This window comes from Micromonospora hortensis (assembly GCF_022230935.1).
Classification (GTDB): Bacteria; Actinomycetota; Actinomycetes; order Mycobacteriales; family Micromonosporaceae; genus Micromonospora; species Micromonospora hortensis.
On record NZ_JAKKFE010000025.1, the window covers coordinates 53062 to 61667 of the forward strand.

At 72.6% G+C, this 8606-nt stretch carries 7 protein-coding genes; 2 read left to right on the forward strand and 5 right to left on the reverse strand.

Translation table 11 applies throughout. The features are described 5' to 3' along the window. The first annotated feature begins 107 nt into the window (after positions 1-107). Positions 108-401, forward strand: a complete 294-nt coding sequence (locus NIE111_RS18280) for an antibiotic biosynthesis monooxygenase family protein (protein ID WP_238680239.1) — start codon at positions 108-110, stop codon at positions 399-401. 123 nt (positions 402-524) lie between these two features. On the opposite strand, the gene NIE111_RS18285 is transcribed toward NIE111_RS18280, so the two are convergent. From NIE111_RS18285 to uvrB, 4 genes are all read right to left on the reverse strand, one after another. Continuing rightward, complete coding sequence (locus tag NIE111_RS18285) at positions 525-1382, reverse strand: helix-turn-helix domain-containing protein (RefSeq protein ID WP_238685546.1); 858 nt, start codon at positions 1380-1382, stop codon at positions 525-527. Between the two features lie 196 nt (positions 1383-1578). Then, on the reverse strand, positions 1579-1947 hold the full coding sequence (locus tag NIE111_RS18290) for a VOC family protein (RefSeq protein WP_238685547.1): 369 nt from the start codon (positions 1945-1947) through the stop codon (positions 1579-1581). An 86-nt stretch (positions 1948-2033) separates the two neighbouring features. Beyond that, positions 2034-2843 carry an AraC family transcriptional regulator gene (locus NIE111_RS18295; protein ID WP_238685553.1) on the reverse strand — a complete coding sequence of 270 codons (810 nt, stop codon included), beginning with the start codon at positions 2841-2843 and terminating at the stop codon, positions 2034-2036. An 82-nt stretch (positions 2844-2925) separates the two neighbouring features. Further along, the gene (uvrB, locus tag NIE111_RS18300) at positions 2926-5034 is read right to left on the reverse strand and encodes an excinuclease ABC subunit UvrB (RefSeq protein ID WP_238685548.1); all 2109 of its coding nucleotides are present in this window, start codon (positions 5032-5034) and stop codon (positions 2926-2928) included. 299 nt (positions 5035-5333) lie between these two features. Here uvrB and NIE111_RS18305 point away from each other — a divergent pair, with 299 nt between their 5' ends. Next, complete coding sequence (locus NIE111_RS18305) at positions 5334-7253, forward strand: hypothetical protein (protein WP_238685549.1); 1920 nt, start codon at positions 5334-5336, stop codon at positions 7251-7253. Between the two features lie 8 nt (positions 7254-7261). Here the strand turns inward: NIE111_RS18305 and coaE are convergent, their stop codons facing one another. Next, the gene (gene coaE / locus NIE111_RS18310; RefSeq protein WP_238685550.1) at positions 7262-8443 is read right to left on the reverse strand and encodes a dephospho-CoA kinase; all 1182 of its coding nucleotides are present in this window, start codon (positions 8441-8443) and stop codon (positions 7262-7264) included. Positions 8444-8606: the final 163 nt, after the last annotated feature.

Consider the following 8606-nt stretch of genomic DNA (forward strand, 5'->3'; position numbering starts at 1 on the left):
CTAGGGTCCGTGTCAACGTCCTCCGCCGAGCCGAGAGGAGTCCAGGCAGTGGTCCGGCACAGACCCGCGACACCGACTGCCCCGACCGCCGTGGGAGGCTGTCCGACATGGTGCTTGAGGTCGCGCTGATCGACGTACTACCCGGACACGAGGACGCGTTCGCCGCCGCGTACGCCGAGGGTCACCCGGTGCTCGCCGGTGCGACCGGCTGCCGGTCCGTGCGAATGACCCGAGGAATCGAGTCACCGACCCGCTTCGTGCTACTCGTCGAATGGGACTCGGTCGAGGCGCACGAGAAGAACTTCCGGGCCACCGAACGGTTCGACACATGGCGGGCGCTGATCGGGCCGCACTTCGCGGGACCGCCCGTTGTCGAACACTTCCTCGACGTACCGGCCTGAGCCGAGCTGTCGTACCCCACGGTTATCGTGCCGGGCGCACGCGCCGGCCGCCGGTCCCGACGGGCTCGGGGGCGCCGGGCCCGGTGGCCGCGCGGCGCGTCACCAGCGGGCACCGGTCAACCGTCACTCGCCGACGCGGCGGGCCAGCACTGTGACCGTCTCCTCCGCTGACAGCGCCGCGGCCAGCAGCGCCGCGGTCATCCGCTCGTAGCGGTCGACGTCGATCACCGTGGCCAACCGGACATCGGTGGTCAACGCCTCGAGCATGACGGTGCGCGGGTCCGCCGGGTCGGGAAAGGCGTAGCAGGAATACGGTGTGAGCGGATGCAGCCCGTCACCGGCCGCTCCGCGGGGCAACAGCCGCACCGTGACGTGGGACAGGCCGGTCACCGCGACCAGATGACGCAGCTGTTCACGCCAGACCGCCACCGGCAGGTCACCCGGGTCGCAGACGGCCTCGGCGAGCACCGCCGTGTAGCGCGGCGGGTAGGCCCGCCGCAGCACCTCCTGCCGCAGTGCCCTCGCGCGCACCTCGGCCTCCACATCGACCTCCGGCGTGAGCTGGGCGCCGGCCGCGACCAACACCCGGGCGTACGCGGGCGTCTGGAGCAGCCCCGGCACCACCGACGGCTGGTACTCGACGATGTCGGCGGCGCCCGCCTCCAACTCGGCGTAGGTGCGCTGCCGTTCGCTCATCTCGCCCAGCGTCTTCCACCAGCCTCGACTGGTGGCCGCGTCCCGGGCGATGACGATCAGCGCCTCCCGGGCGGGCGTGGGCACCTTGTAGACATCCAGCAGATCGAGCACATCGGCGAGGTCAGGGCGACTCTGGCCCAGCTCGATGCGGGACAGCTTCGACGTCGAGGCCCAGCCCAGCCGGTCGCAGACCTGCTCCAGGGTCAGCGACTCGCGCCGACGGAGTTGGCGCAGCTCTGCGCCGAGACGTGCACGTCGAATGACAGGACTTGTTGGCAGCGGCATCCCGGCCTCCCCACCGAGGGAGACTACGCAGGACGATCACCCAGTGCAATAGCTCGCTCGCGCACCGCAATCAGGGCATTCGACACCGTCGGCCGGCCGGGTCAGCTCGAACGCACCGTTTCCGCAGGTCAGTGCGGTTTCAGGCCGCGAAGGCTGATCCCGGCGGGCCGGCCGTCCCCGGCTGGCGTGGCCGGACTCAGGGTCGGTAGGTGCCGAAGGACCAGACGTTGCCGGCCAGATCGCGGGCTGCGTAGTCACGGGAGCCGTAGTCGGTGTCGAACGGCTCGCGGATGATCTCGGCGCCGGCCACGCGGGCCTGGGCGCAGTGGGCGTCGACGTCCGGCACGGCCACGTAGACCGACCAGTCGTCGTCGGCCGGCCGGGGCCGGGCGTCGGCCCGACCACCCAGCATGATCATGCCGGTGTCGAGGACCAGCTCGGCGTGCGCGACAGTACCGTCCGGCGCCTCGTGCACGGCATGCACCTGGAAACCGAAGGCGGCACCGAGCCAGTCGATCGCGGCGCGAGGATCGGGATAACGGAAGATCGGATAGATGGTTCGCATGACCCGATTCTGCGGCCGGCGGCGCGGCCCCGGATTGGACGAATGTGACCTCGGCGGGTCGCCGACCCGGCCCCGGCCGGCCGTCGTCAGCGGGCAGCGAGAAGCGCGGCCGGCGTGGCCCCCGCGAACTCGTGGAAGTCGCGGATCAGGTGGGACTGGTCGTAATAGCCGCAGCCCGCCGCCACGGCGGCCCAGTCGGCTCCCCTCCCGACCTCGCCGGCCTGCGTCGACGCGGCGTGGGCCTGCTGAAAACGCAGCAGCCGGGCGGCCATCTTGGGCGGCAGCCCGACCTCCTGCCGGAACCGGGACGCGAGGTGGCGGCGACTCCAGCCCAACTCGTCGGCGAGCACACCGATGCTCCCCCGCCCACCACTGGCGGTCAGCCACCGCCACGCCCATTCGAGCCGCGGGTCCACCGGCGGGGACGCCGCCAGCCGAGCGGCGAGCACCCGGTCGAGCAGGTCGAACCGCGCCGACCAGCCAGGGGCCTCGGCGAGCCGGCCACGCAGCCGATCCAGCCAACGGCCCGGGAGCTGCCCGACGCCGACCGCCCGATTGGTCAGCTCACTCAGGGGCAGACCGAGAAGCCGGCGCGCGGTGAGGGGGGCGAGCAGCAACTCGACGCCCTCCCCCACGCCCACGGTGCGCGTGGTGCACCACCTGTCGAAGGTGCCGGCCACGAACGAGTCGACAGCGGTGACGCCACGCTGCGCGTCACGCGGGTCGGTCACGTCCAGCGGAGCGCCCCAGCCCAGGATCAGCACCACGAAGACGCCCGCCGACTCCCGGCGGACCAGTGGCACGTCCGCCCGTTCCCGGTAGCCCACGTACCTGTCGACGAACGGACGCAGGCGGGCGTCGGGCAGCCCGAGGACCATCTCGCCGACCGGTGCCACCGCCGTCAACAGCGCCCGCCCTTCGCGTGCCCCGGCCGGCCGGGCCCGAGCGGTGCGCTGGGCGGAGCCGACCCGATGACCGTCACTTCACGCCGGCGGCGTCCATGCCGCGCAGCTCCTTCTTCAGGTCGGAGACCTCGTCACGGATCCGGGCCGCCAACTCGAACTGAAGCTCGCGGGCGGCGGCCAACATCTGGTCGTTGAGCTCCTGGATGAGCTGGGCGAGGTCCGCGCGGGCCATCCCCTCCCGTGAGGTGGTGGTCGCGGAGGACCGGCTCCGGCTGCGGGTCTCCTTGACCGGCGCCTTGCCGCGGGAAAGCTGACGCACCGCTCCCCCGACCCGGGAATTCTCGGTGTCCTCCGCCTCGCGGTAGATGTCGTCCAGGATGTCGTGGATCTTCTTACGCAGCGGCTCCGGGCTGATGCCGTGCGCCTCGTTGTGAGCGATCTGCTTGGCCCGACGCCGATCGGTCTCGTCGATCGCCGCCGCCATCGACGGGGTGATCTTGTCGGCGTACATGTGCACCTGGCCGGAGACGTTACGGGCGGCCCGCCCGATGGTCTGGATCAGCGACCGGCCGCTGCGCAGGAAGCCCTCCTTGTCGGCGTCGAGAATCGCCACCAACGACACCTCGGGCAGGTCCAGACCTTCGCGGAGCAGGTTGATGCCGACGAGCACGTCGTAGTCGCCCTTGCGCAGCTCGCGCAGCAGCTCCACCCGGCGCAACGTGTCGACCTCCGAGTGCAGGTAACGCACCCGGATGCCGTTCTCCAGGAGGTAGTCGGACAGGTCCTCGGCCATCTTCTTGGTCAGCGTGGTGACCAGCACCCGCTCGTCCCGGTCGGTCCGCAGCTTGATCTCGTGCATCAGGTCGTCGATCTGGCCCTTGGTCGGCTTGATCACGACCTCCGGGTCGACCAGACCGGTGGGTCGGATCACCTGCTCGACGAACTCGCCCTGGGCCTGCTCCATCTCCCAGGTGCCGGGGGTCGCGGAGAGGTAGACCATCTGGCCGACCCGCTCCAGGAACTCGTCGAAACGCAGGGGCCGGTTGTCGGCCGCGCTGGGCAGCCGGAAGCCGTGGTCGATGAGCATCCGCTTGCGCGACGCGTCGCCCTCGTACATGCCGCCGATCTGCGGGATCGTCACGTGCGACTCGTCGACCACAGTGAGGAAGTCGTCGGGGAAGTAGTCGAGCAGGGCGTGCGGCGGGCTGCCGGGCAGCCGCCCGTCCATGTGCATCGAGTAGTTCTCGATGCCGGAGCAGAAGCCCACCTGCCGCATCATCTCGATGTCGTAGGTGGTGCGCATCCGCAGCCGCTGCGCCTCCAGCAGCTTGCCCTGCCGCTCCAGCTCGGCGAGCCGCTCGGCCAACTCCACCTCGATGTCACGGATCGCCCGTTCCATCCGCTCCGGCCCGGCCGCGTAGTGGGTGGCCGGGAAGATCACCAGCTGGTCGACCTCGCGGACCACGTCACCGGTCAACGGGTTGAGGTAGTAGAGCTTCTCCACCTCGTCACCGAACAGCTCGATCCGGATCGCCAGCTCCTCGTACGCCGGGATGATCTCCAGCGTGTCGCCGCGGACCCGGAAGGTGCCCCGCTGGAAGGCCATGTCGTTGCGGGTGTACTGGATGTCGACCAGCCGGCGCAGCAACTGGTCACGGTCGAGCTCCTGCCCGACCTGCATCTTCACCGCCCGGTTGAGGTACTCCTCCGGAGTGCCCAGGCCGTAGATAGCCGAGACGGTCGCCACCACGATCACGTCGCGGCGGGTGAGCAGCGACATCGTCGCCGAGTGCCGCAGCCGCTCCACCTCCTCGTTGATCGAGGAGTCCTTCTCGATGTAGGTGTCGGTCTGCGGAATGTACGCCTCGGGCTGGTAGTAGTCGTAGTACGAGACGAAGTATTCGACAGCGTTGTGCGGCAGCAGCTCGCTGAACTCCTTGGCCAGCTGCGCGCAGAGCGTCTTGTTCGGGGCGAGCACCAGGGTGGGGCGTTGCAGCCGCTCGATCAGCCACGCCGTGGTGGCGCTCTTGCCGGTGCCGGTCGCGCCGAGCAGAACGGTGTTGCGGTCGCCGCGCCGAACCCGACGCTCAAGGTCATCGATGGCTGCCGGTTGGTCGCCGGCCGGCTGGAAGTCACTGACGACCTGGAAGCGGCTGTCCAGCCGGGGAATGTCGAGCGCCATGCCATCAACGGTACGCCGCAGGTCCGACAGGAACGGCCGTCACGCCAGGTACGTGATCGGCTTCAATATTCCCATTGTGTGGCCCATGTCACCGGGACTACCCTCTTCATGTAGGCCGCTCGCGGCGGCCGACCGGGCCGGTGGCCAGGCCAACATCACGGCCGGTCACCCCCGGCACTGCGGTCGCAGCACCCGGCTCGTCCGGCGTGCGCACCCGTGTGGTCGCGCTCGAGGCGCAGACCGGCCGCCGCGAGCGCCCCTGCTCGTCACTCCGGTGCCTCCCCGCCCGTTTCATCTCCGTGGACACCTCTCCGACCCCGGCACCCGACACCGCCCGCACCGCCACACCCCGGGCCGAGGCCGGGAGCACCGGCAGCGGCCCGGCCAGCGGCAGCGGCAGCGGCCCGGCCAGCGGCAGCGGCCGGCACCGCACCGGCTCGGCCGCCGGCGCCCCGGCGGCCGGCCGAACCAACGACGCCAAGAACACGTCCAAGGCCGGCCGAACCAACGACGCCAAGAACACATCCAAGGCCGACCGAACCAACGACGCCAAGAACACATCCAGGGCCGACCGAACCAACGACACCGGAGGCAGGTCCACAGCCGGCCGGTCCGCGGGCGGCGCGCGCCGAGCCACCGGCGGCCGCAAGACCGGCGACACGCGGCGGGCCGCCGCCGACCGAAGCCTCGCGGAGAACCGCGAGACCACCCGCCGCGACGACACCCGGGACACCACCGAGGCCGCCGAGACCACCGGGCCGCCCTCGGCCGGCCGTCGTCGGCGTACGGTGCTGCTGTTGCTCGGTCTGGCGGCGGTGACGTCCGCGACGGCGCTGGTGCTCGGGTTGTTGAGCTGGGCGCCCGACCCGCCCGAGCCGGCCCGGCCGCTGACCCTGGCGGAGGGCAAGCGGCTGGCCGCCGTGCGGGTCACCAACCTGCGGGACCTGCGCGCCGGCGTACGGGTCACGGCCGGCACCGGCGCCGCCCGCATCGAACTGGTGGGCTGGGTGGACTGGTCCCGGTCCCTGCTGTACCTCGACGTGGGCGGGCCAGGAGCGGGCGCCGAACGCGGGCTGTTGCAGAAGAGCGGTCCAGTGCTGGTGATCCGGCCCGATCCGGCGGCGGTGCCCACTCCCGCCGCACCACCACTGACGCCCCCGACCGACCGGTGGCGGCTGCACCGACTGGCACCCGGGGCGCACCTGGCACCGGTGCTCGACCTGCTCCTCGATCTCGCCGCCGACCGCCCCGACACCACGACGCGGACGGCACCGTCGGACGGGGCGCGCTGGATCGCCCGCGAGGCCGTCCCGGCCGGCCCACTGGACGTCATACAGGCACCACTGCCCAGCGGCGCGCCAGCCGCCAGCACGGCCATCGGCACACCCAGCGCCGCGACGCCCGCCCCGGACGGACAGACCCGGTACTGGCTCGATCAGGACGCCCGGCTGCACAAGCTGGTGACCCTGCTGCCCGGCGCCGGTCCGGTCACGATGATCTTCAACCGCGCGGACCGGCCGACACTTCGACCGGTGGACGCACTCGGCGGCCGCCCCGGTCTGCCCCGCGCGCTGACCGACGCCGAACAACGTCGGCTCGACCGGCTGCCGGCCCGGCTCCGCGCCCACGGCGGTGCCACCGTGACGCTGACCGCACCGGTGGGCACTGACACGAACCTGCGGGGCACCGGCTGGTTGAGCTGGACCGCGCGTACCGCGTACCTCGCGGTCGCCGACCTGGGCGTACCGGATCGCCGGACCCTCCTGCGCCGCGACGCCGCCGGTCTGGCCCGGGCGGACCTGCCGGCGGCCGATGCCGGGGGCGGCACCGCCGAATCGCCGGCCCGGCCGCCGCTGCCGCCCCCGGCCGGAGGTTGGCGGGTCTCCCGGCCCGGCCGCGACGACCTGGGCGTGCTGGTCGACGCCGCGATAGCCGCCGGGTCGGTCGGGCAGCGCGGCGCGGCCGTGCGGGTACGCGAGGACGTCACCGCCGGACGGACGGTGGACGTCGTCGAGTCGGGTCCGGCCGACGCGCGGCTGCGTTACTGGCTCGACCGGGACGGGTCGCTTCGCCGGCTCGAGTTGCGGACCGACGCTGGCGCGTGGGCACACCTGGATCTCCAGCCCGCCGTCGTGCCCCGACTGGCTGCCAACCCTCGGCCCGCCGTCCCTCGACCTGCGGCCCCTCGGTCCCCGGCCCCTCGGCCCCGTGCCCGCTGACCGATGCCTCAGGGGCGCCAGCCGGTCTGCGCGGCCCACTGCTCGGCCCGCAGGTACTCCTCGTCGAACCACGGGTTGCGGGCCGTGCCGGAATCGCCGGCCACCGGTGCCGCGTCGACCAGGTCCCGCTTGAGCTGCAGGTACGTGGCCCGTTGATCCGGGTCGGCACGCAGGTGATCACGCATCAGCAGCGCGTACCGCCAACCCGGCGAATCCGCCACCCGCACGTGCAGACGAACCGGGCGGGCCGGGTCCGCGCTGCCGTGCAACCGTTTCTCCCACCGGCCCCTGCCGGCCGGGCGCGGGTCGTCCCACCACTGCCCCGGCACCCGTGGAAACCCAGCGCTCGCCAGCCGATCGGCCAACGGCCCGTCGGCGTCGGCGAGGCTGGCGACCGCCACCTGCACGTCGATGACGTTCTGGGCGGCCAGGCCGGGCACCGCCGTCGAACCGATGTGATCGATCCGTAGGGCGTCCGAGCCGAGCGTGTGCTGGATCCGGGCGGCCAGCCGCGCGTACTGCTCCGGCCAACTCGCGTCCGCCCCGGCCAGCTCGGCCGCGTCCGGCGGGACCACCCGCCGCTGACGCAGGTTGTCCTCGTAGGGCACGAGCCGCTGCTTCCAGAGCCTGTCGACGGCGTCGTGCAGCGCCGTCAGGCTCCCGTCGTTCGTCAGCACCACGTCCGCCGCCGCCCGGCGGCGGGCGTCGTCGGCCTGGGCGGCGATCCTCCGTTCGGCCTCCGCGCGGCCCATCCCCCGGTCGCGCGCCAGCCGCTCCAGTCGGGTCGCCACGGCCGTCTGCACCACGACCACCAGGTGGTACGTCGGCGCGAGACCCACCTCGACCAGCAGCGGTACGTCGTTGACGACTATCGCGTCGGGTGCCGCCGCGGCGGTCAGCTCCGCGGTGCGGGCCCGGACCCGGGGGTGGGTGATCGCCTCCAGCCGACGCCGGGCGGTCTCGTCGGCGAACACCACAGCTCCCAGCGCGGCACGGTCCAGTGCGCCGTCGGCGTCCACCACCGAGTCGGAGAAGGCGGCGACGATCTCGGCCAGCCCGTCGGTACCCGGCGCCACCACCTCCCGGGCCACCCGGTCGGCGTCGATCAGCACCGCGCCCCGCTCGACGAGCCGCGCGGCCACCGCGCTCTTGCCTGACCCGATCCCGCCGGTCAACCCCACCCTCAGCACCCGAACAGTCAACCGGATCGACAAGCCCGCCGCCAAACCCACCCACGGCCCGGCGGCCTCCCAACCACCCCGCCCCGACCGCGTCCCGACCGCGTCCCGACCGCGTCCCGACCGCGTCCCGAGGCCCGGCATCCGGCCCCGCGCCCCGCGCCCCGCGCTCCGC

What these genes read in the sequence shown, in the direction of transcription:
- NIE111_RS18280 (WP_238680239.1), top strand. Translation starts at nt 108, where the DNA reads ATGGTGCTTGAGGTCGCGCTGATCGACGTACTACCCGGACACGAGGAC.
- NIE111_RS18290 (WP_238685547.1), bottom strand. Translation starts at nt 1,947, where the DNA reads ATGCGAACCATCTATCCGATCTTCCGTTATCCCGATCCTCGCGCCGCG.
- uvrB (WP_238685548.1), bottom strand. Translation starts at nt 5,034, where the DNA reads ATGGCGCTCGACATTCCCCGGCTGGACAGCCGCTTCCAGGTCGTCAGT.
- NIE111_RS18285 (WP_238685546.1), bottom strand. Translation starts at nt 1,382, where the DNA reads ATGCCGCTGCCAACAAGTCCTGTCATTCGACGTGCACGTCTCGGCGCA.